Origin of the sequence: Bradyrhizobium sp. SZCCHNRI2009 (genome assembly GCF_032485115.1) — a bacterium.
Taxonomy (GTDB): Bacteria; Pseudomonadota; Alphaproteobacteria; order Rhizobiales; family Xanthobacteraceae; genus Bradyrhizobium.
Window position 1 is genome coordinate 587,313 of the sequence record NZ_JAUEUH010000004.1, and the last position, 21,963, is coordinate 609,275.

Sequence of the window (21,963 nt, forward strand, 5' to 3'; positions counted from 1 at the left end):
ATTCATTTCCGCAAATGCGTCAATCTGATTGCATGCAAATTTGGGCAATCCCCGGCGTTATTCGACCTTGTCTGGCTTGGCTCCCGCCAGCGGCGGCTGGCTCTCGGCGAAGTACGCGATCGCAGCCGCGCCCTTGTTGCGCAGATGCTGGAACAGGATGTCGGACAGCTCGCTTCCGGCGCGCCGGCGCAGGGCATCGAGGATCAGCTCATGCTCGCGCATGGCCTCGCTCCAGCGTTCGCGCTTGCGGGCGAAATTGGCGGAGAAGCGAACCCGGCGGATGCGGCCCGCCAGGCTCTCATAGGTCGCATGAAGGGTGGCGTTGGCGGCGGCGTCGACGATCGCCCGGTGGATCAACTGGTTCATGCGGAAATAACCCTGCATGTCCTGCCGCATGTAGAATCCGTACATATCATGATGAAACTGCTCGATTTCCGCGATCGCTTCATCTGAAATCTTCTCGCAGGCGAGGCGTCCGGCGAGGCCTTCCAGGCCTCCCATCAGGTCGAACAATTCGTGGATGTCGGCGGCGCTGAGCGGGCGCACCCGGGCGCCGCGATTGGGCAGCAGCTCGACCAGCCCCTCGGCTGCGAGCACCTTGAGCGCTTCGCGCAAGGGGGTGCGGGACACCCCCAGCATTTCGCAAAGCTGCCGCTCGGACAGGCGTCCGCCGTCGGCGACATGGCCCTCGACGATGTAGTCGCGCAGCCGCGCCAGGATCTCGTCATGCAGCGAGGTCTCGTCCCGCGCAGGCACGGATCGACCACTTGGCCCTGCCAAGGGTGGCGTCTCGATATCGGGAATCGTGGAACTCATCTTACGCATTGTAGCGGTAGTTACAGATGTGGTCGACCTCATACGTGCATGCGGTTAAGCTCTTGCATGCTGAAAGATTGAATGCAATCATGGGTGCCAGAATGCCGTCGTTGCCCGGAGCTCTGTCGTGACCCGTCCCCAAGGCCGTCATTTTTTGCATATTCCGGGCCCGAGTCCGGTGCCCGAGCGGGTGCTGCGGGCGATGGATATGCCGGTGATCGATCACCGCAGCGCCGAGTTCGCCGAACTCGGCAAGGCCGTGCTCGGCGGCTCGCAGGCGATCTTCAAGACCACGAGCCCGGTGATCATCTATCCGTCTTCGGGCACCGGCGCCTGGGAGGCTGCCATCGTCAACACGTTGTCGCCGGGCGACAAGGTGCTGATGGTCGAGACCGGCCACTTCGCCACGCTGTGGCGGCAGATGGCGGCGCGGTGGGGAATCGAGGTCGACTTCATTCCCGGCGACTGGCGCCGTGGCGTCGACCCTGCCGTCATCGAGGAGGCGTTGGTCGCCGACGCCGGTCATCGGCTCAAGGCGGTGATGGTCGTGCACAACGAAACCTCGACCGGCGCGACCAGCCGGATCGGTGAGGTGCGCGCCGCGATGGACCGCGCCAAGCATCCGGCGCTGCTGATGGTCGACACCATCTCCGGTCTCGCCTCGGCCGACTTCCGCTTCGACGAGTGGAAGGTCGATGTCGCCGTGTCCTGCTCGCAGAAGGGCTTCATGCTGCCGCCGGGGCTCGGCTTCAACGCCGTCTCGGACAAGGCGCGCCTTGTTGCCAAGGCCAACAAGATGCCGCGCTCGTTCTGGGATTGGGAGGACATGCTGAAGCTGAACGCGAACGGCTTCTTCCCCTATACCCCGGCGACGAACCTGCTCTATGGCCTGCGCGAAGCGATTGCCATGCTGCTCGAGGAGGGACTCGACCAGGTGTTCGCGCGCCACCAGCGGCTTGCGGCCGCGACCCGCGCCGCGGTCGAGCATTGGGGTCTCGAGGTGCTGTGCCAGGAGCCGAAGGATTTTTCCCCGGTGCTGACCGCCGTGCTGATGCCGCCGGGCCATGACGCCGATCAGTTCCGACAGGTCGTGCTCGACAATTACAACATGTCGCTCGGCTCGGGCCTGTCCAAGGTCGCGGGCAAGGTGTTCCGCATCGGCCATCTCGGCGAGTGCAATGCGCTGACCCTGATGGCGGCGCTGAGCGGAGTCGAGATGGGGCTGCGTGCGGCCGGCGTGCCGCATCGCGCGGGCGGTGTCGATGCCGCGATGGTACTGCTGGATGAGCCATCGCAGGGCAATGCGCCGCGCCAGCTTGCGGCGGTGAAATGAGGCCAAACCGCGTGCAGCAAGCTGGGGCGTCCCGCTATGCCGCACTGCACAGAAGAAGGGGATTTGTGTGCATCTGAGGGATGTCAGCCCGGAGCGATCGGTGCTTGCGTCTTCTTTATTGACGCCAGCGGTCTGGCGGGAGAAAAGCGCGGCCAGCGCGTGGGATGCCACGTCCGCGCACCAACCAAATGACCGGGGATGGACGCCAATGACTGTGCACACGGGACGGCATTTTCTTCAGATTCCGGGACCGACCAACGTGCCCGACCGCGTGCTGCGCGCGATGGACATGCCGACCTTGGACCATCGCGGTCCGGAGTTCGCGGAGCTCGGCTTCGCCGTGCTGGCGGCCAGCCAGCGCATCTTCCGCACCAAGCAGCCGGTGATCATCTATCCGTCGTCGGGCACCGGCGCGTGGGAAGCCGCGATCGTCAACGCGCTCGCGCCCGGCGACAGGGTGCTGATGGTTGAGACCGGCCAGTTCGCTGTGCTGTGGCGGGGCATCGCCGACAAGTTCAAGCTCGACGTCGACTTCATCCCCGGCGACTGGCGTCATGGCGCCGACATCGCGGCGATCGAGCAGCGTCTGGTCGACGACAAGGCGCACAAGATCAAGGCCGTCTGCGTCGTGCACAACGAGACCTCGACCGGCTGCCTAACGCCGCCGCTCGAGGTGCGCAAGGCGCTCGACCGGTCCGGCCACCCGGCACTCCTGATGGTCGACACCATCTCCGGCCTCGGCTCGATGGAGTATGAGCACGACGCGTGGGGCATCGACGTCTCCGTTGCGGGCTCGCAGAAGGGCCTGATGCTGCCGCCGGGCCTCGGCTTCAACGCCGTCTCGGAGAAGGCGCTCGCCGCCGCCAAGGCCAATCCCGGCATGCGCTCCTACTGGGACTGGCAGGAGATCATCACCTTCAACAAGCTCGGCACCTTCCCGTACACGCCGGCCTGCAATCTGCTGATGGGCCTCAACGAGGCGCTGAAGATGCTGGAGGAGGAGGGGCACGAGAACGTGTTCGCCCGCCACCGCCGCCACAGCCTTGCGACGCGCGCCGCCGTGAAGGCGTGGGGCCTCGACACGCAATGCGCCGATCCGCAGGCGCATTCGCCGGCGCTGACCGGCGTGGTCATGCCCGAAGGCCATGACGCCGATCAGTTCCGCAAGACCGTGCTGGAAAACTTCGACATGTCGCTCGGCACCGGCCTCAACAAGATCAAGGGCAAGGTGTTCCGCATCGGCCACATCGGTCATTTCAACGACCTGATGCTGATGGGGACGCTCGCCGGCGTCGAGATGGGCCTTGCGCTCGCCAATGTGCCGCATCGTGCCGGTGGCGTGCTCGCGGCAATGGACGTCCTGAAGGCGCGCGAGGCGGCGCCAATCCCGAAGGTGGCCTGATGACCGCGCCTGTGACCGGCTCCGACGATCTGATCTATGCCGTCGACGACGGCATCGCCAAGATCACCTTCAACCGGCCGCAGGCGCGCAACGCGATGACCTTCGCGATGTACGACCGGATGGCCTCGATCTGCGAGGCCATCAACGCCGATCGGTCGATCAAGGCGCTGATCCTGACCGGTGCGGGCGACAAGGCGTTTGCCTCCGGCACCGATATCTCGCAATTCCGCGCCTTCAAGACCGCGCAGGATGCGCTCGACTACGAGGCGCGGATCGACCGCGTGCTCGGCACGCTGGAGCTGTGCCGTGTGCCGGTGATTGCGGCGATTGCGGGCGCCTGCACCGGCGGCGGCGCCGGCATTGCCGCCTGCTGCGACATTCGCATCGGCACCGAGACGACACGTATCGGTTTTCCGATCGCGCGCACGCTCGGCAACTGCCTGTCGATGTCGAACATCTCGCGCGTGGTCTCCTTGATCGGACCGGCGCGCACCAAGGATCTGATCTTCAAGGCACGGTTGGTCGAGGCGCCGGAGGCGCTCGCGCTCGGTCTGCTCAACGAGATCGTGCCTGACGTCGAGACGCTGCAGACACGCGCGCTGGAGACCGCGAGGCTCATCGCCTCGCACGCGCCGATCACCCTCGAGGTGACCAAGGAGGCGGTGCGCCGCATTCGCCGGACCCTGTCGCGGGACGAGGGCGAGGATTTGATCCTGCGCGCCTATATGAGTGAGGATTTCCGCGAGGGGATGGAGGCGTTCCTCAACAAGCGGACGCCGAATTGGAAAGGCAAGTAGTCCAATGCCGTGCTTGCGACCTTATGCCGAGGAACATGAGGCCGCATCATGCTTGTGTTCTTGAACTGACCACAATAAGCCAGCAGTATCCTGGTAGGATGCAAGCTGGCGCTTCGAACGGGGAAGAAAACACGTGCGCAAACTCATCAAGATCGCGGCCGCAACGGCGGCCTTTTTTGCAACTGCGCCCGCCTTTGCCGGCTGGGAGCCGACCAAGCCGGTCGAGATTGTCGTCGCCGCAGGCGCTGGCGGTGCATCAGACCAGATGGCGCGGATGATGCAGGCTGCCATTCAGAAGAACAATCTTCTGAAGCAGCCGGTTGTCGTGTCGCTGAAGGGCGGCGCGTCGGGCGCCGAAGCCCTGATGTACATGAAGTCCAGCGACGGCGATCCGAACAAGATCCTGATCGCCTATTCGCTGATCTACATGCTGCCGCTGTCGGCCAAGCTGCCGTTCGACTGGCACGAGCTGTCGCCGGTCGCGGTGATCGCACTCGATCAGTTCGTGCTGTGGGACAACGTCAACGGCCCCAAGACGGTGAAGGAGTTCATCGAGGCTGCCAAGGCGTCGAGCTCGCCGTTCAAGTTGGGCGGCACCGGCTCCAAGCGCGAAGATCACGTGCTCACGGTCTTCATGGAGAAGAAGACCGGAGCCAAGTTCTCCTATCTGCCCTACAAGTCGGGCGGCGAGGCTGCGACCCAACTGGTCGGCGGGCACACCGAAGCGAACGTCAACAATCCTTCCGAGAATCTCGAAGTCTGGCGCGCCGGCCAGGTGCGTCCGCTCTGCGTGTTCGACAAGGAGCGCATCTCCTACACGACCAAGGTCACGGAGACGCAGTCCTGGAACGACATTCCGACCTGCAAGGAGGAGGGGCTGGACGTGCAATACCTGATGCTGCGCGCGATGTTCCTGCCGGGCAAGGTGACGCAGGAACAGCAGGAGTTCTACGTCGACCTGTTCAGCAAGCTGGTGCAGACACCGGAGTACAAGGACTACATGGAGAAGCAGGCGCTGAAGCCGATCTTCCTCACCGGCAAGGACATGCTGCAGTTCCTCGAAGAGGACGGCTCGCTCAACAAGCAGCTGATGACGGAAGCCGGCTTCGTCGCCAAGTGAGGCTGGGCGGGGCGAGGGGATGAGGAGGATCGATGTCCAACGCTGAGCTCGAGATTGCCGTCGACGATCCGACCGCGCCGGAGGAGAATTCTCCGGCCGTCACCTCCACCCGGACCGTCGACGTCGCGGTCTCGCTGCTGCTGCTCGCGCTCGCGGCCGTACTCGCCTGGGACAATTGGCGGACCGGCGCGTCCTGGGACTCGACCGGTCCGGAGCCCGGCTACTTTCCGTTCTATCTGTCGGTGATCCTCGGCGGCGCCAGCCTTTACGGGATCGGCGCGGCGTTTCTGTCCAGCAAAGAAGCGGTCGAGACCTTCGTGACGCGCGCGCAGCTGCGCCGTGTGATGGCGGTGTTCGTGCCGACGCTGCTGTTCTGCATCGCCATGCAGTTTCTCGGCATCTATGTCGCGAGCTTCCTGCTCATCGCCGGGTTCATGCGTCTCGTCGGCAAGATCGCGATCTGGAAATCGCTGCTCACGGCGTTCCTGTTCAGCGCCGTGATGTTCGTGACGTTCGATGTCGTGTTCGACGTGATCATGCCGAAGGGCCCGCTCGAAGCGGCGTTCGGGTACTGACACCGGTCTCTCCGCCGTCATTGCGAGGAGCAACGCGACGACGCAATCCAGGGCTGCGCACTCGACTCTGGATTGCTTCGCTGCGCTCGCAATGACGAGGAAACAGTTGGAATGAAATCATGGAAGCCTTGGGTCTGCTGCTGCACGGGTTCGCGGTCCTCCTGACCTGGAAGACGCTGCTGCTGATGATGGTTGGGCTCGTGCTCGGCGTCTTCGTCGGCGTGCTGCCCGGGCTGGGGGGGCCCAACGGCGTCGCCATCCTGCTGCCGCTGACCTTCTCGATGGACCCGACCTCGGCCATCGTGATGCTGTCCTGCATCTACTGGGGCGCGCTGTTCGGCGGCGCCATCACCTCGATCCTGTTCAACATTCCCGGCGAGGCGTGGTCGGTGGCGACCACTTTCGACGGCTATCCGATGGCGCAGCAGGGCAAGGCGGCGGAGGCGCTGACGGCCGCCTTCACCTCGTCGTTCATCGGCTCGCTGGTCGCGGTGATGCTGATCACCTTCCTGGCGCCCTGGATCTCGTCGTTTGCGTTGAAGTTCGGTCCGCCTGAATTCTTCGCCGTGTATCTCCTGACCTTCTGCTCATTCGTGGGCTTGGGACGCGAGGACAAGCACAAGACGGTCATTGCGATGGCGCTCGGCCTGCTGCTTGCCGGCGTCGGCATGGACACCGTGTCCGGTCAGTTGCGGATGACCTTCGGCTCGACCGATCTGTTGCGCGGCATCAACTTCCTGGTCGCGGTCATCGGCCTGTTCGGCATCAGCGAGATCCTGCTGACGATGGAGGAACGCCTGGCGCTGCGCGGTCACGCCGCCGCGATCTCCTTGCGCACGGTGCTCGCCGTCTGGAAGGACCTGCCGAAATACTGGATGACCCTGCTGCGTTCCTCGGTGATCGGCTGCTGGCTCGGCATCACGCCGGGCGGCGCGATCGCGGCCTCCTTCATGGGCTACAACCTCGCCAAGCGATTCTCCAAGAATCCGGACAGTTTTGGCAAGGGACGCATTGAGGGCGTGTTCGCGCCTGAGACCGCAGCGCATGCCTCAGGCACGGCGGCGCTGTTGCCGATGCTGGCGCTCGGCATCCCCGGCTCGGGCACCGCGGCGATCCTGCTCGGCGGCCTGATGGTGTGGGGCCTCAATCCCGGCCCGCTGCTGTTCGTGGAGCACAAGGACTTCGTCTGGGGCCTGATCGCCTCGATGTATCTCGGCAATGTCGTCGGCCTCGTGCTCGTGCTTTCCACCGTGCCGATCTTCGCCTCGATCCTGCGCGTGCCGTTCGCGGCCGTGGCGCCGATGATCGTGGTGTCCTGCGCCATCGGCGCCTACGCGATCCAGAACGCGATGTTCGACGTCTGGCTGATGCTCGGCTTCGGCGTCGTCGGCTATGTCTTCAAGAAGATCAAGATCCCGCTGGCGCCGTTCACCTTGGCGCTGGTGCTCGGCAGCCGTGCCGAGGACGCGTTCCGGCAGTCGATGATCATCTCCGGCGGCAACATGAAGGTGTTCTGGGCGAACGGGCTGGTGGGCACCATCACGACGCTGGCGATCGTGCTGCTGTTCTGGCCGCTGATCGATCGTGTGATCGCGACCTTCAGCAAGTCGGGAGCGCCGGCCGCGAAGGCCGAGGCTTAGTACGGTTGTCGCTGATCACCCCTGCCAGCTGGACGCCTGCGCTCGATCGGCTACGCCGCTCCTACCACGAGTAGCGCACGCTGCCCTTGCCGGCATAGGAACGGGTGACGCTCGAGAACTCGCCTTCGAACGTCGCCATGGCGCTCCAGCCGTTCTGCCAGCTCATCTCGACCGAGGTCGTCGTCAGCGCGGAGTCGCGCGCCTGCGCGGCGCCGTTGACGACGAAGCTTGCGCCCTGCAGCGTCTGGAACGTCGCCGCGACCGAACGATCGGGATTGAAGTCGTGCGCCCAGGCGAGGCGGCCGCGCAAGGTGAGCGCGCCGTCTGCCAGCGCGTAGGACTTGTCGGTGCGCAGGCCGAACTCGGTGCGTGTGTCGGTGACGGTCTTGCCGGTGTAGCTCAGTGCGAAGGTCGACGTGCCGGAGATGGCCTGCTCCACATAGGCCGGTAGGCGCAGGCTCGTCACCTGCGCAGCCGCGTAAGGCGTCAGGCCGATGCCGCCTATGGGAGCGACGAAGCGCGTGCCGCCCTCGATGCGGCCGATCCAGGCATTGGCTTGATAGGTCGCGCGCAGCCGGTCGACACCGGAGATGGTGACGGTGCGATCCGCGGTGACGTCCTGCCAGCCATAGGCCAGGGCCGCTCTCAGATAGCTCGGGCCGATATGATGATGCAGATAGGCGCCGGCCTGGAACAGATCGGAGCGGCCGGAGCCGAGGCCGTTGACGCTGAAGCTGGTGCCGCCGCCGCCGAGCGCGAAGCCCGCAATCGTGCGCGGTGCGATCCGGTAGTCGGCGCCGACGGCGGTGCCGGCGATGCGGCTGGTGGTATCGTTGGAGCCGACGACTGCATTGCCGCTGGTCGTTTGCGAGCCGCCGAAGCCCGCCGCCCAGACATTCCAGCGCTGCGCAAACTCGGCCGGCCTGTCGTCAGTCAGCATCGCGAAAGCATCGGTGCGCTTGCGGGATGTGTCAGCATAGCTGATCGCGCCCCCGCCGCTGGCTTGACCTTGTGCGAAGGGATCGGTCAGCAGGCTGGCGAACTGGCTCATGGCGTTGAACGTGGTCTGTTGCACGCCGGTGGCGCTCTCGCCGGACGCTTGCGTGAGGCCCGCCTGGTTCAACTTGCCGAACACGACGGGAATATCGCCGGTGCGATCGAAGAACGCCGACAGCGTATCGCCGACCGTCTTCTGATTGCCGTTGAGTCCGCCGGGCACGGCGAAGGCGAGGATCAGATCGAGATAGACGTTGTTGGCGTCGTAGCTCAGGCTGGTCTTGAAGCCGGAGGGCAGGTTGGTCTTCACCACCGATCCGAAGCCGCCCGAGATGCCGCCGCTCGTGGTCAGGATGGTGTAGCGCTTGTCGATATAACCGCCGCCGGTGCCGAACACGGCGTTGACGGTGGCGCCGCCGAGGGTGGCCGTTCCGGTGACGCTCGCGAATGAGGCCGTGGTCGGATCGAGCTGCACCAGATAGTACGCACCGGACTGGAAGGCGAGATTGCCGACGATGGTCATCGACGAGCCGGCGGTGCCATTGCCCGGCGCCAGCGTGCCGCCGGCATTGATGCCGACCGTCATCGGCGGATCGACGAGACCCGCACCCGTCAGCGTGCCGCCGGCATTCACGGTCACCCCAGAGGTGTTCGTGATCGCACCTTCGACGTCGAGCACGCCGCCGTCGATGGTCGTCGCCCCGGTGTAGCTGCTGGTGCCTGACAAGGTCAGGATGCCTACGCCGACCTTGGTGAGCCCCCCCGTGCCCGAAATCGTCCCGCTGAGTGTCGCGTTGTTGCCGTTGGTATCGAACGTGCCGCCGCCGGCATTGAGGGTCACGGTCCGGCTGGAGCTGAAGCCGGCGAGATATTGCAGCGTGCCGCCACCGAACGACACGCTGCCGGAAGCATCGCCGAGATTGGCATCTGATGACACCGCGAGCGCGCCCTGGTTGATGCTCCACGGCGTAACCGCGGTCGTCGTGCCGGTCAGCGTCCAGGTCGCGGTGCCCGTCTTCACGAAACTCGAGAAGCCCTGGAATTGTGCGGTCGCGCCGATCGTGGAAACGTCGAAGCTGCCGTTCGCGGCGCCACCGAGCCGGAACGTATCGGTGCCGGTGCCGACGACGTTGCCATTGATGATCGAGCTCGCCCAGATCTCCAGCACGTTGCTGCCGCCGGTGAAGCTGATGGCGGCGGGGGCTGCGAACAATCCGAAGCCGTTACCGCGCGAGATCGTGCCGCTGTTGATGATCGCGAGATTGGCGCCGATGACGCCCGCACCGGCCGTTCCAGCCGTGCCGGAGTGACTGGTATCCGTCGCGCCGGCCACGCCTGCGTCGCCGCCGGTGATGGTGCCGGAGTTGATCAGCGTGCCGCCCGCGGCGAAGGCGACGCCGGCGGCACCACTACCACCGTCGCCACTCGCATTCGGTTGGGTGCTGGATGGCGCGTCACCACCATTTCCGCCGCCACCGCCTTTGATGGTGCCGGCGTTGTTCAGCACGACGCTGCTTCCCGTCAGAAAGATACCGTAACCGCCCTGGCCGCCATTGCCGCCCCAGCCATTCACGACGACATTTAGCGAGGCAGCCGCGCCGCCATTGCCGCCCTTGCCTCCCGTGATGCTGCTGCCATTGCTGTAGGTGAGCCCGTTGCCATCGACGACCACCCCGTATCCGCCGGCGCCGCCGCCGCCACCGCCGAAATCCCCGGTGGTGGCGCCGCCACGTCCACCATTGCCGCCGGACAGCGCTGCGGAGTTGCTCGTGTCCGTGGTTACGACGGCGCCATGTGCGCCACCGCCACCTCCGCCTCCGCTGTGAATCGAGAAGCCGCTTTGACCGCTTAGTCCGTTGGCGCCCGGACCGATCCCGCCGCTGCCACCCGGTGCGGCACCGGTCGAATCGCTGCCGCCGGCCCCGCCGAGTGTGCCGGCGCCGCCACCGCCGCCGCCTCGGGTAGGAATAGGTGCATTGGCGCCGACATTTCCAACGGCCGTGGCCGAGCTGGCACCGCCATTGGCGAAGGTGTCCTGGCTGCTGCCGCCGGCGCCGCCTCTGGTGGCCTGCGCAACGGCTGGCGCCGCCGCAAGCACCGGGGTGACCAGCGCGGCCGCTGACAACCAGCACAACCGCCTCGAGCGCGAGACCGTATGGGGACCGGATCGGTTTGCGATCAGCACGTCAGCCTTTGCATCTTCGCGATTGAATCCATGTCGTGCAGGCGCCGTCAGGCGCCTCCAATCGTGCCAGACGGCATATCGCAGCCAAGATCGCCTCGGCGGGTACTGCGATTTTTTGGGTGGATTTCGAGACGGCCTAAGTTCGTCGCTGCCTGTGACCGTCGTGCAACATTCGATACGAACCAGCCTCCGCCTCCGGTTGTGCGTGGTCGTTCTGCAACCGAATGGCGCGCATGCGGCGGGCTTGTGCAGCATGGGCTGTGGCATCAGCGATCCTGCCTCAAACGCTGCGGATAGACCGCGACGAGCACCTGAATTGCCCAGATTCTCCCTGCGCGTCAGCCTCGCGGACCGAGCAGACCAAACGCGGCGGGTGAACAGGCCACACGCTGAGGCTCCCACGACCATCGGCATCAGTTGCGAGTTTCTGATTGGGACCATGCCGTAATTGGTTCGCGGATTGTGGTGGATAGGACTTGGCTGGGAACACCAAAACAATCGTACCGATGTTCGAAGCCGTCCGGTGCTTCTCCAGAGGTTGTGTCTTTGCGATGACAGCATTTTAGGCAGAGCGGTGATAGGCTCCATTCATGGGCAGATATCGTTCTGCTCACGCGCGGTGCCTGATCTCTGGTCATCGCGCCCTGATGTTTCCTCCCGAGACGATCACCTTGCCCGGCGCGTGCGTCGGGCTTTTTTTTGCGTTCGGTGGATCAGAGTTCGCAGCTCATCCCGTCGCCCTCGAAAAGAAAAAGCCTCCGTCCAGCTTTCGGAACGAAGGCTTCGAGCAAAGATGATGCAGGTCAGCGGGCGCGCGGACCCGAGGCGAGTCAGCCTCAGTGGGCCTTCTCCGCAACCGGCATGTGGGACCAGTCGGACTCGTTGTCGAGCATCGTTTCGTCGAACGGCAAAACGCCGACGTGATTCAGAGCGGCCGCGTTGACGTCGCGCACCATGTCCATCGCCGTCAGAAACTCGTTCAATTCCGTCGCGCTCATGGAAGGCTACTCCTCACACGCGCGGGCCGAAGGGGTCCGCGATCAACTGATGCGAAGAGATTAACGCGGTCTCCCTCTGGCCTCAATCCCGCCCAGGTCGAAGTTCCAACGTGGTGACATCTGGGCCACAGCGGCGGGATGCCGCAGCTTGGTCATATTGCACCTGCTCACACGACGCGGTGCAGCCGGAGATCGGCGATCTCGCCGTCGGTGAAGCCGAACTCGGAGAGGATCTCCTCGGTCTGCTCGCCGAACTCCGGCGGCCGTGCCGCCATCCGGCTCGGCGTGCGCGACAAGGTGAAGGGCTGCGCCACCAGCGTGATGTCGCGGCCGTCGTCGCTGGCGACCTGCTGCGCCATGCCGAGATGCTTCACCTGCGGGTCCTCGAACATCTGATCGATCGCGTAGATCGGCCCGCAGGGCACGCCGGCGGCATTGAGCTCGGCGACCCATTGCTCGCTCGTCTTCGCCAGCGTGCGCGCATTGATCTCGGCGTTGAGCGCATCGCGGTTCTTGGAGCGCGCCGGCGCGGTCGCGTAGTCCGGATTGTCGATCCATTCGGGCGCGCCGAGCGTCTGGCACAGCCGCTCCCAGATCCGCCCCCCCGTGGCGGCGATGTTGATGTAGCCGTCGGAAGTCTTGAACACGCCGGTCGGAATGCTGGTCGGATGGTTGTTGCCGGCTTGAGGGGCGACCTCCTTCTCCATCAGCCAGCGTGCGGCCTGGAAGTCGAGCATGAAGATCTGCGCCTGCAACAACGACGTCTGCACCCACTGGCCCTCACCGGAGACCTCGCGCTCGAGCAGTGCGGTGAGGATGCCCATCGCGCAGGACAGGCCTGCGGAGAGATCGGCGATCGGGATGCCCGCGCGCATCGGGCCCTCGCCAGGCGCGCCGGTGATCGACATCAGCCCGCCCATGCCCTGCGCGATCTGATCGAAGCCCGGCCGCTTCGCATAGGGGCCGTCCTGGCCGAAACCGGAGATGCTGCCATAGACGATGCGCGGATTGACGTTGCGCACGGCCTCGTAGTCGATGCCGAGCTTGGTCTTCACATCAGGGCGATAGTTCTCGATGACGACATCGGCCCGCTTGGCCAGCCGCATGAACACCTCGACGCCCTTTGGGTCTTTCAAGTTGAGCGTCATCGCGCGCTTGTTGCGATGCAGGTTCTGGAAGTCGGAACCGCGGCGCGGGCCGCCCAGGGCCTCGCCACCATCCTCCATCATGGCGTCGATCTTGATGACGTTGGCGCCCCAATCGGCGAACTGCCGTGCGCAGGTCGGGCCGGCGCGCACCCGCGTCAAATCGAGGACAGTGAAGCGGGACAGGGCTTTGGACGCGCGCGGAAAGGCCATGCGGACGAACTCCGAGAGAACGTGACATGGCTGTATAGGAGAGCGCGCGGGAGGCGACAATTGCGTGCGGGTGGTGCGGGCCGCCCCGCTCATGCCGCTGGCGCAGGGCTTCCTGCTACGGGAACAACGCGAGGACTTCACCGCTCGTCGGCGATCACCTTGCCGTCGTTGGGCAGCGTGCCTGGTGCGATCAGCTCGATGCTGCCGCCGAGCTTGGTGATGTTGCGCAGGCTGGCGGCGAGCGCGTCCTGCAGGCCATCTGATGGCGAGGCGCATTCCGCCTTCAGCGTCATCGCATCGGTCTCGCCGGCGCGGGTGACGACCAGGCGGAGGCGGCCGAGCTCCGGGTGGCGCTTGCCGATCTCGGCGACCTGCTCGGGGCGCACGAACATGCCCTTGATCTTGGTCGTCTGGTCGGCGCGGCCCATCCAGCCCTTGATGCGCATGTTGGTGCGGCCGCAGGCGCTGGTGCCGGGCAGGGCGGCGGTGAGGTCGCCGAGGGCAAGCCGAATCCAGGGATGGTGGCGATCGAGCGAGGTGACGACGATCTCGCCGACATCGCCTGGCGCCACCGGATCGCCGGTGCCGGGGCGGACGATCTCCAAGATCAGGTCCTCGTTGACGACCATGCCGTCGCGCGCTGCGGTCTCGTAGGCGACGATGCCGAGATCGGCGGTGCCGAACGCCTGATAGGCATCGATGCCGCGCGCCTTGATCTCGGCCTGCAGCGACGGCGGGAACGCCGCGCCCGACACCAGCGCGCGCTTGAGCGAGGACACGTCGCGGCCGGCGCTGGCGGCGCTGTCGAGCAGGATCTTCAGGAAGTCGGGCGTGCCGCTGTAGCCGATCGGGCGATAGGCCTCGATCAACTCGAACTGCGCCTCGGTGTTGCCGGGGCCAGCCGGGATCACCGCGCAGCCGAGCGCGCGCGCCGAGGCGTCGAAGATGAAGCCGCCGGGCGTGAGGTGATAGCTGAAGGTATTGAGTACGATATCGCCGCTGCGGAAGCCCGAGGCGAACAGGGCGCGGGCGCCGCGCCAGGGATCGCTGTGCGCCGCCTCCGGTTCGAAGATCGGCCCGGGCGACGTGAACAGACGCGAGAACGCGCCGGGCGCCTGCGCGACGAAGCCGCCGAATGGCGGGGCCGCCTTGTGCAGGGCAGGCAGCTCGGATTTGCGCAGCACCGGCAGTTGCGCGAGCGCAGCGCGCGTCGTGATGTCCTGGGGATCGATGCCCTGCAGCAGCGCGGCATAGGCCGGCGCCTTCATCGCCGCGTGCAGCACGTCGGGCAGGCGGCCGAACAGATCCTGCTCGCGGGCTGCGGGATCACGGGTTTCGAGGGCGTCGTAGTGGGTCATCGTACCCAGTCCTTGAATCTTGCGGTCGTCATGCCCGGGCTTGTCCTGGGCATCCACGTCGTTCATCGTTGCGGCTCGTGCGTGGATGGCCGGGTCAAGCCCGGCCATGACGAGGAGAGAGTTCGGCTACAGCCACCGCTTCCGCCGCTTGAAGCTCTTCAGGTTCTTGAAGCTCTTGCGCTGGTCGCCGGCGCCGCCGAGGTAGAATTCCTTGACGTCCTCGTTGTCGCGCAAGCTGTCGGCGGTGCCGTCGAGCACCACCTTTCCCTGTTCCATGATGTAGCCGTGGCTGGCCACCGACAGCGCCGCGCGCGCATTCTGCTCGACCAGCAGGATGGTGACGCCGAGATCCCTGTTGATCTCCTTGATGATCGCGAACACTTCCTTCACCAGTAGCGGCGACAGGCCCATCGACGGCTCATCCATCAGGATCATCTTCGGCCGCGCCATCAGCGCCCGTCCGATCGCCAGCATCTGCTGTTCGCCGCCGGAAAGATAACCCGCAAGGCCGGTGCGTTCCTTCAGCCGCGGGAAATAGTTGAACACCATCTCGATGTCACTGTTGACCTCGCGATCGGATCGCGTGAACGCCCCGAGCTTGAGGTTCTCCAGCGACGTCATGTCGGAGACGATGCGGCGGCCCTCCATGACCTGGAAGATGCCGCGGCGGACGATCTTCTCCGGATCGATGCCGTCGATGCGCGTGCCGTCGAACATGATCTCGCCGCGCGTGACCTCGCCGTCCTCGGTCTTCAAGAGGCCGGAGATCGCCTTCAGCGTCGTCGACTTGCCGGCGCCGTTGGCGCCGAGCAGCGCAACGATCGCGCCCTTGGGCACGTCGAGGCTGAGGCCGCGCAGCACCAGGATGACGTCGTCATAGACGACCTCGATGTTGCGGACGGAGAGCAGGGGGGCTGCGCTCGCGGTCGCATTTGCATTGGGCTTATCGAGGGTCTCAACCATATCCGTTCACCTCACTGTCGTCCCCCGCGGGAGGCGGGGGACCCAGTATTCCAGAGCCGCCGATGCTCGGTGGAGAAGCCGCGGCGTACCGGATCCCCCGCTTTCGCGGGGGATGACGATGGCGTGCGGAGCGGCTGCTGAGTTGAATCAGCGGCCGCCTGGCAACTTACCAACCCGCCCATTCCGCCTTGCGCGGCAGCTCGATGGTCTTGACCTTCTCGAGCTTGATCGTGCCCTTGGCCATGAGATCGTTGAGGTCGCCATCGGTCGGGCCGGTCACCTTGGCGCGATAGAGGTCGACCTTCATCGTGCCGCGGTGATCCTTGTCGGTCCAGGTCGAGGGGCTGCAGACGCCTTCCATCCCTGCGGGCACCCAGTCCTTCTTCTGGTAGAAGCCCTTGGCGACGTTCTCGCCGGTGGCGCCGCCATTCTTCGCAGCCCACTCGATCGCCTCCTTCATGTAGAGCGACGAGCAGACCGCGGCGACATAGTGCACCGGTCGATAGACCTTGCCGGTCGGGTCGGACATCTTGGAGATCTCCTGCACCGTCTTCATGCCCGGCGCATCGCCGCCCCAGGCCACCGAGGTGCGCAGCGGAAAGACGACGCCGTCGGCGGCATCGCCCGCGGTCTTGGCGGCGTTCTCGTCCATGCCCCAGACGTTGGACAGGAATTGGACGTCGACGCCGGCATTCTTGCAGGCCTTCATCACCGAGATGTTGGAGGCCGCGGTGTTGCCCAGATAGGCGTAGTTGGCGCCGGAGCTCTTCAGGCTCAGGCACTGCGCGCTGTAGTCGCCGGGCGCCAGCGCGAACACCAGCGGCGGCAGCACCTCGAAGCCGAGCTCGGTGGCGAGCGCTTCGCCCGCGGCCTTCGGCGCGTTGGGATAGGGATGGTTGGCGCCCATGTGCACGAATTTCGGCTTGCCGGGCTTGCCCTTCGACTTCCAGTCCTCGGCCGCCCAGGTCAGCTCGGCGCGCAGTGCGTCCGAGTAGCTTGGGCCGTAGAAGAAGTTGTACGGCGCGGCCTTGGCCTTGCCGCTGGTGCCTTCAGGGTCGGTCAGCGCGGCGGCGTAGGAGCCGGACATGTCAGGGATCTTGTCGTTGGCGAGGAAGCCGGTCAGCGCCTCGGTGTCCGCGGTGCCCCAGCCCATGATCGCCGCGACCTTGTTGTCCGGGGCCGACCACTTCTTGTACAGCGCGATCGCGCGCGGCACCTGGTAGCCGTAGTCGTTGCTGTCGACCGCGAGCTGCTTGCCGCCGATGCCGCCGTTCTTGTTGACCCAGGCGAAGGTGTCCATCACGGCCTGGCCATAGGGCGTGCCGACGTCGGACGTGCCGCCCGAGAGATCCTGCAGATGTCCGATTGCGATCTGCTGCGCCTGCGCCGTTGAGGCGAAGGCGCCTGCGAGCAGCGCCAGCGCCGCCGAGCCGAGCAATGATTTCATCGTCATAGTGCTTCCTCCTGTGATGCGTTCGGGCCGGATTGTCGCCGGTCCCTGTTGGTTGAGTTCAATGTGAGAACGGATAGAGCTTCCAGTATGTCTTGATCTGGCGCCAGCGATGCGCCAGCCCGTCGGGCTCGAACATCAGGAAGGCGATGATGATCAGGCCGATCGCAATCTCGCGCAAAAAAGTGATGTTGTTGTTGAGCGCGAGCGCCTTGTCGATCGCGCCGCCCTTGAGGTGGTGGCTCAGCCATTCCATCGATTCCGGCAGCAGAACGACGAATGCTGTCCCCATCAGGGTGCCCATGATCGAACCGGTGCCGCCGATGATGATCATGGCGAGAAACAGGATCGAGCGCTCGATGCCAAAGCCTTCCTGCGAGATCACCAGCTGGTAGTGCGCGTAGAGCGCGCCGGCAATGCCGGCGAAGAACGCGGCGAGGCCGAACGACAGCGTCCGGTACTTCGTCAGGTTGATGCCCATGATCTCGGCCGAGAGATAGTGGTCGCGGATTGCGATCAGCGCGCGGCCGTCGCGGGTGCGCATCAGGTTGGTGACCAGGAGGTAGCACACCACGACATAGGCCAGCACGACGTAGAAATATTGCCGGTCGCCGCGCAGCGTATAGCCGAAGATCGAGAACGGATTGGCGGAGGCCGGCACCGAGCCGCCGGAGAACCACTCGGCGCGGGAGAAGAAGTCGAGCAGGATGTATTGCGCGGCGAGGGTGGCGATGACGAGATAGAGACCCTTCAGCCGCGCCGCCGGAAGTCCGAAAATCAGCCCGACGAGTGCTGTGATCACCCCGGCGAGCGGGATCGCGAAGAACACCGGGATCGCGTAGGTGTTGTTGATATAGGCCGAGGTGAAGGCGCCGAGCAGGAAGAAGCCGGCCTGTCCGATCGAGATCTGGCCGGTGAAGCCGACCAGGATGTTGAGGCCTAGTGCGGCGATGGCGAAGATGCCGATCTGGATCGAGACCGACAGCCAGTATTCGGAGAACACCTGCGGCGCGAAGCACAGGAGGATCACGCCGGCGATCGCGAAATTGCGGCTGGTTCTGGTCGGGAAGATCGTGGTGTCGGCCGCGTAAGAGGTGCGGAAGTCGCCGGCGGGTATCGTGGAGCGCGCAACCATGATTCAGATCCGCTCGATGTCTTTGGTGCCGAACAGGCCGTAGGGCTTGATCATCAGGATGATGATCAGCACGTAGAATGGCGCGATCTCGTACAGATTGCCCCAGTGCAGATACTGGCTGTCGACATACTGCGCGATGTTCTCGAGGAGGCCGATGATGATGCCGCCGAGCACGGCGCCACCGACCGAGTCGAGGCCGCCGAGGATCGCCGCCGGAAAAACCTTGATGCCGTAGGCCGACAGGCCGGAGGAGACGCCGTTGACCACGGCGACGACAACACCGGCCACGGCCGAGACCGTTGCCGAGATGGCCCAGGCCATCGCGAACACGTTCTTGACGGAGATGCCGAGCGACTGCGCGACCTGCTGGTTGAAGGCGGTCGCCCGCATCGCCAGGCCATATTTGGAGGCCTTGAAGAACCAAGCCATGCCGAGCATCATCAGGACCGATACCACGAGGCTCATGACGTAGACCGTCTGGATTTGAAGTCCGAACAGGTCGACGGACGTGCTGGCGAACACTGGCGGGAACGGCTGGGGGTTGACGCCGAACATCCATTTCAGCGCCGCCTGAAACACGGTCGAAAGGCCGATCGTGACCATGATGACGGAGATGATCGGCTCCCCGATCATCGGACGGAGGATCACGACCTGGATCGCGATGCCGAACGCGAACATGAAGACCAGCGTCAGCGGCATGCCGACCCAGAACGGCACCTGATATTTCGTCAGCAATGCCCAGCACACCCAGGCGCCGATCAGCAGCAGCTCGCCTTGCGCGAAATTGACGACCTGGGTCGCCTTGTAGATCAGCACGAACGACATCGCGACCACGCCATAGAGCGTTCCGACGACGAGGCCGTTGACCAGGAGCTGGATGAGGAAGGCGGTGTTCATGATCGTTCTCACTCGTCACCGCCGGGCTCGACCCGGCGATCCATCGCGAAGGAGATTTTCGGAAGAGGATGGATGCGCGGGTCAAGCCCGCGCATGACGACCTCATGTGGCAGAAGGCGCATCACTCCGCGGCCTCCGCCATGGCGCCATGTCCACCCAGATCCACCACCTTCAGCGTCGTGCGGATGCGCTGGGTGGTGCCGTCCTGGAAGCGGATGACGGTATCGACGGGGATGGCAGGCTTGCCGCCATAGATGCCGTCGATGATATCGGCGTACTTCTCGTTGATGACGCTGCGACGCACCTTGCGCGTACGTGTGAGCTCGCCGTCGTCGGCGTCGAGCTCCTTGTAGAGCAGGAGGAAGCGGGCGATGCGCTGCGCCGGCGGCAGGTGGGCGTTGACGGTCTCGACCTCCTTCTGCAACAGCGCGTAGACCTCGTTGCGCGAGGCGAGATCGGAGTAGGTGGTGAACGCGATGCGGTTCTTCTCCGCCCATTTCGAGATGATCGAGTAGCGGATGCAGATCATCGCGGCGAGATGCTCGCGGCCGGCGCCGAGCACGACGGCCTCGGCAATATACGGCGAGAACTTCAGCTTGTTCTCGATATATTGCGGCGAGAAGCGTTCGCCGCGCGCGGTCTCGGCGAGATCCTTGATGCGGTCGATGACGACGAGCTGCTTCGCCTCGTTGAAATAGCCGGCGTCGCCCGAATGCATCCAGCCGTCCTTGACGTCGGCGGCCGAGGCTTCCGGGGCCTTGTAGTAGCCCAGGAACATGTTCGGATGGCGTACCAGGATCTCGCCGATCCCCTGGCTGTCGGGCTGGTCGATCTTGATCTCGATGTCCTCAGCCATCGGCACGCCCGTCGTGTCCGGATCGACCTTGTCGGCCGGGTGCAGCGTGTAGGCCCCGAGCAGCTCGGTCTGGCCGTAGAGCGTGCGCAAGGGCACGCCCATGGCGCGGAAGAACTTGAACGTGTCGGGCCCGAGCGCGGCGCCGCCGGTGGCGGCCGAGCGCAACCGGGTGAAGCCGAGCCGGTCGCGCAGTGCCCGGAACAGCAGCATGTCGGCAAGGCTCGAATGCTGGCCCCTCTCCAGCGCGGCAAGGCCGGTCGACATGCCCAGATGATACAGCCGCTGCTTCAGCGGCGAGGCGTCCATGGCGGCGGCACGGACGTCGGCCGCGATCTGCTCCCACACCCTCGGTGCGAACAGCACGAAGGTCGGCGCGATCTCGCGGAAGTCGTTCATCATCGTATCGGGCTCTTCGACGAAGTTGACCTTCATCCGGCAGAGCAGACCTTTGCCGAGCACATAGACCTGTTCCATGATCCAGGGCAGCGGCAGCACCGAGACGTATTCGTCCTCCGGTCCCTTGGGATCGAAGGCGAGATAGGTGGCGCAATGCTTGAGCACGCGCGCGGCCGAGAGCATCGCGAGCTTTGGATGCGAGGTCGTGCCCGAGGTGGTGCAGAGGATGGCGACGTCGTCGCCGACGGTTGCATCGACCATGCGGTCGTAGAGATCGGGCTCGCGCGCCGCCCGGTTGCGGCCGAGCTCGGCGAGCTTGTCCGCCGGCAGCAGCCTGGGATCGTCATATTTGCGCATGCCGCGCGGATCGGAATAGACGATGTGCTTGAGCGCCGGCACGCGCTCGGCGAGGTTGAGCAGCTTGTCGACCTGCTCCTCATCCTCAGCGAACACCAGTCGCGCCTCGCCGTAATTGAGCAGGTAGGCGGCCTCGTCGTCGAGCACGTCCCGATAGAGCCCGAGGCTCATGGCCCGGATCGCATGCGTCGCGACCTCCGCGGCAACCCAGTCCGGCCGGTTGTCGCCGATGATGCCGATCACGTCGTCCTTGCCGAGGCCGAGCTCCACCATGCCGAGCGCGAAATCGCGCACGCGCGCCTGGTAGTCGGCCCAGGTGAAGGTGCGCCACAGCCCGAGATTCTTCTCGCGCAGCGCGATCTCCGTCCCGTGCTCTTTCGCGTTCAGCCGTAGCAGCTTCGGATAGGTGTCGGCCTGCTTGACGCGACCCGCATAGTCCATCATGCCGCGTCCTCCGCGATGGACGGCGCCTCGTCGGGATCGACCAGCAGTTCGTCCTCCTCGCCGAGATAGGCACGCTTGACGTGAGGATCGGCGAGCACGGCGGCCGGGTCGCCCTCGGCGATCTTGCGGCCGAAATCGAGCACCATGACGCGATGGGAGATGTCCATGACCACGCCCATGTCGTGTTCGATCATCACGACCGTCATGCCGAATTCCTCGTTGAGGTCGACGATGTAGCGCGCCATGTCCTCCTTTTCCTCGAAGTTCATGCCGGCCATCGGCTCGTCGAGGAGGATCAGATGCGGCTCCAGCGCCATGGCGCGCGCCAGTTCGACGCGCTTGCGCAAACCGTAGGAGAGGGTGCCGGCGGGCGCCTTGCGCACCGACTGCAGGTCGAGAAAGTCGATGATCTGCTCGACCTTCTCGCGATGCTTCAGCTCCTCGCGCCGCGCGCCGGTGAGCCAATACAGAGAGCCGGTGAGGAAATTGTTCTTCAGCAGGTGATGGCGCCCGACCATGATGTTGTCGAGCACGCTCATGTGGTGGAACAGCGCGAGGTTCTGGAAGGTGCGGCCGATGCCGATGTTGGCGCGCGCGCTCGGCGGCAGGCCGGTGATGTCGCGGCCGCGATGGAACAGGCGGCCTTCGGTCGGCTTGTAGCGGCCGGAGATGCAGTTGACGATCGAGGTCTTGCCGGCGCCGTTGGGGCCGATGATCGAGAACAACTCGCCCTCGCGCACGCCGAAGCTGACGTCGGTCAGGGCTCGCACCCCACCGAAACGCAGCGACACTCCGCGCGCTTCCAACGTATAGTCCAAGTCGTCCTCCCGAACTGTCTTCGGCGCTTGGTGCGCTCTTCAGGCATCGTGTCGTGCGACGTTGAGTTC

17 protein-coding genes are annotated in these 21,963 nt (G+C 65.1%); 6 read left to right on the top strand and 11 right to left on the bottom strand.

Going from position 1 to position 21,963, the window contains the following annotated elements:
• Positions 1-57: 57 nt before the first annotated feature.
• Entirely contained in the window at positions 58-816 is a 759-nt protein-coding gene (locus QX041_RS18020) for a GntR family transcriptional regulator (RefSeq protein ID WP_316166147.1), read from the bottom strand.
• 127 nt (positions 817-943) lie between these two features.
• On the opposite strand from QX041_RS18020, the gene QX041_RS18025 reads away from it, so the two are divergent.
• From QX041_RS18025 to QX041_RS18050, 6 genes are all read left to right on the top strand, one after another.
• Positions 944-2,149 carry an alanine--glyoxylate aminotransferase family protein gene (locus QX041_RS18025; protein ID WP_316166148.1) on the top strand — a complete coding sequence of 402 codons (1,206 nt, stop codon included), beginning with the start codon at positions 944-946 and terminating at the stop codon, positions 2,147-2,149.
• Between the two features lie 208 nt (positions 2,150-2,357).
• The gene (locus QX041_RS18030) at positions 2,358-3,551 is read left to right on the top strand and encodes a pyridoxal-phosphate-dependent aminotransferase family protein (protein WP_315753552.1); all 1,194 of its coding nucleotides are present in this window, start codon (positions 2,358-2,360) and stop codon (positions 3,549-3,551) included.
• Positions 3,551-4,348, top strand: coding sequence for an enoyl-CoA hydratase/isomerase family protein (locus QX041_RS18035; RefSeq protein WP_316166149.1), 798 nt, complete (start codon positions 3,551-3,553; stop codon positions 4,346-4,348). Before QX041_RS18030 ends, QX041_RS18035 begins: the two co-directional genes overlap by 1 nt.
• A gap of 133 nt (positions 4,349-4,481) precedes the next feature.
• Positions 4,482-5,468 carry a tripartite tricarboxylate transporter substrate binding protein gene (locus QX041_RS18040; RefSeq protein ID WP_315825115.1) on the top strand — a complete coding sequence of 329 codons (987 nt, stop codon included), beginning with the start codon at positions 4,482-4,484 and terminating at the stop codon, positions 5,466-5,468.
• A gap of 32 nt (positions 5,469-5,500) precedes the next feature.
• Positions 5,501-6,043: a tripartite tricarboxylate transporter TctB family protein gene (locus QX041_RS18045; protein WP_315712922.1), complete on the top strand. Its 543-nt coding sequence runs from the start codon at positions 5,501-5,503 to the stop codon at positions 6,041-6,043.
• A 119-nt stretch (positions 6,044-6,162) separates the two neighbouring features.
• Positions 6,163-7,683 (top strand): tripartite tricarboxylate transporter permease, encoded by a 1,521-nt coding sequence (locus tag QX041_RS18050; protein ID WP_315712921.1) that lies wholly within the window; start codon positions 6,163-6,165, stop codon positions 7,681-7,683.
• Positions 7,684-7,744: 61 nt separating this feature from the next.
• Here QX041_RS18050 and QX041_RS18055 read toward each other — a convergent pair whose 3' ends face one another.
• The 10 genes from QX041_RS18055 to QX041_RS18100 all read right to left on the bottom strand — a co-directional run bounded on the left by QX041_RS18055 (position 7,745) and on the right by QX041_RS18100 (position 21,894).
• Positions 7,745-10,804: an autotransporter domain-containing protein gene (locus QX041_RS18055; protein ID WP_316166150.1), complete on the bottom strand. Its 3,060-nt coding sequence runs from the start codon at positions 10,802-10,804 to the stop codon at positions 7,745-7,747.
• An 896-nt stretch (positions 10,805-11,700) separates the two neighbouring features.
• A complete protein-coding gene (locus tag QX041_RS18060; RefSeq protein WP_316166151.1) occupies positions 11,701-11,862 on the bottom strand; it encodes a hypothetical protein in 162 nt (53 codons plus the stop codon).
• A gap of 167 nt (positions 11,863-12,029) precedes the next feature.
• Positions 12,030-13,220: a CaiB/BaiF CoA-transferase family protein gene (locus tag QX041_RS18065; protein WP_315753562.1), complete on the bottom strand. Its 1,191-nt coding sequence runs from the start codon at positions 13,218-13,220 to the stop codon at positions 12,030-12,032.
• 137 nt (positions 13,221-13,357) lie between these two features.
• Positions 13,358-14,578, bottom strand: coding sequence for a phenylacetate--CoA ligase family protein (locus QX041_RS18070; RefSeq protein ID WP_316166197.1), 1,221 nt, complete (start codon positions 14,576-14,578; stop codon positions 13,358-13,360).
• 126 nt (positions 14,579-14,704) lie between these two features.
• Positions 14,705-15,541 carry an ABC transporter ATP-binding protein gene (locus QX041_RS18075; protein ID WP_315712917.1) on the bottom strand — a complete coding sequence of 279 codons (837 nt, stop codon included), beginning with the start codon at positions 15,539-15,541 and terminating at the stop codon, positions 14,705-14,707.
• Between the two features lie 166 nt (positions 15,542-15,707).
• The gene (locus QX041_RS18080) at positions 15,708-16,994 is read right to left on the bottom strand and encodes an ABC transporter substrate-binding protein (RefSeq protein ID WP_315753568.1); all 1,287 of its coding nucleotides are present in this window, start codon (positions 16,992-16,994) and stop codon (positions 15,708-15,710) included.
• 58 nt (positions 16,995-17,052) lie between these two features.
• Entirely contained in the window at positions 17,053-18,126 is a 1,074-nt protein-coding gene (locus QX041_RS18085) for a branched-chain amino acid ABC transporter permease (RefSeq protein ID WP_315712915.1), read from the bottom strand.
• A gap of 3 nt (positions 18,127-18,129) precedes the next feature.
• On the bottom strand, positions 18,130-19,023 hold the full coding sequence (locus QX041_RS18090) for a branched-chain amino acid ABC transporter permease (protein WP_316166153.1): 894 nt from the start codon (positions 19,021-19,023) through the stop codon (positions 18,130-18,132).
• 121 nt (positions 19,024-19,144) lie between these two features.
• Positions 19,145-21,076 (bottom strand): long-chain fatty acid--CoA ligase, encoded by a 1,932-nt coding sequence (locus QX041_RS18095; protein WP_316166155.1) that lies wholly within the window; start codon positions 21,074-21,076, stop codon positions 19,145-19,147.
• Complete coding sequence (locus tag QX041_RS18100) at positions 21,073-21,894, bottom strand: ABC transporter ATP-binding protein (protein WP_315712912.1); 822 nt, start codon at positions 21,892-21,894, stop codon at positions 21,073-21,075. The genes QX041_RS18095 and QX041_RS18100 overlap by 4 nt, the downstream gene beginning before the upstream one ends.
• Between the last annotated feature and the right edge of the window lie 69 nt (positions 21,895-21,963).

Coding starts and splice junctions, on each gene's coding strand:
- QX041_RS18020 (WP_316166147.1), bottom strand. CDS start 816: ATGAGTTCCACGATTCCCGATATCGAGACGCCACCCTTGGCAGGGCCA.
- QX041_RS18035 (WP_316166149.1), top strand. CDS start 3,551: ATGACCGCGCCTGTGACCGGCTCCGACGATCTGATCTATGCCGTCGAC.
- QX041_RS18080 (WP_315753568.1), bottom strand. CDS start 16,994: ATGACGATGAAATCATTGCTCGGCTCGGCGGCGCTGGCGCTGCTCGCA.
- QX041_RS18090 (WP_316166153.1), bottom strand. CDS start 19,023: ATGAACACCGCCTTCCTCATCCAGCTCCTGGTCAACGGCCTCGTCGTC.
- QX041_RS18030 (WP_315753552.1), top strand. CDS start 2,358: ATGACTGTGCACACGGGACGGCATTTTCTTCAGATTCCGGGACCGACC.
- QX041_RS18050 (WP_315712921.1), top strand. CDS start 6,163: ATGGAAGCCTTGGGTCTGCTGCTGCACGGGTTCGCGGTCCTCCTGACC.
- QX041_RS18045 (WP_315712922.1), top strand. CDS start 5,501: ATGTCCAACGCTGAGCTCGAGATTGCCGTCGACGATCCGACCGCGCCG.
- QX041_RS18065 (WP_315753562.1), bottom strand. CDS start 13,220: ATGGCCTTTCCGCGCGCGTCCAAAGCCCTGTCCCGCTTCACTGTCCTC.
- QX041_RS18085 (WP_315712915.1), bottom strand. CDS start 18,126: ATGGTTGCGCGCTCCACGATACCCGCCGGCGACTTCCGCACCTCTTAC.
- QX041_RS18075 (WP_315712917.1), bottom strand. CDS start 15,541: ATGGTTGAGACCCTCGATAAGCCCAATGCAAATGCGACCGCGAGCGCA.
- QX041_RS18060 (WP_316166151.1), bottom strand. CDS start 11,862: ATGAGCGCGACGGAATTGAACGAGTTTCTGACGGCGATGGACATGGTG.
- QX041_RS18095 (WP_316166155.1), bottom strand. CDS start 21,076: ATGATGGACTATGCGGGTCGCGTCAAGCAGGCCGACACCTATCCGAAG.
- QX041_RS18070 (WP_316166197.1), bottom strand. CDS start 14,578: ATGACCCACTACGACGCCCTCGAAACCCGTGATCCCGCAGCCCGCGAG.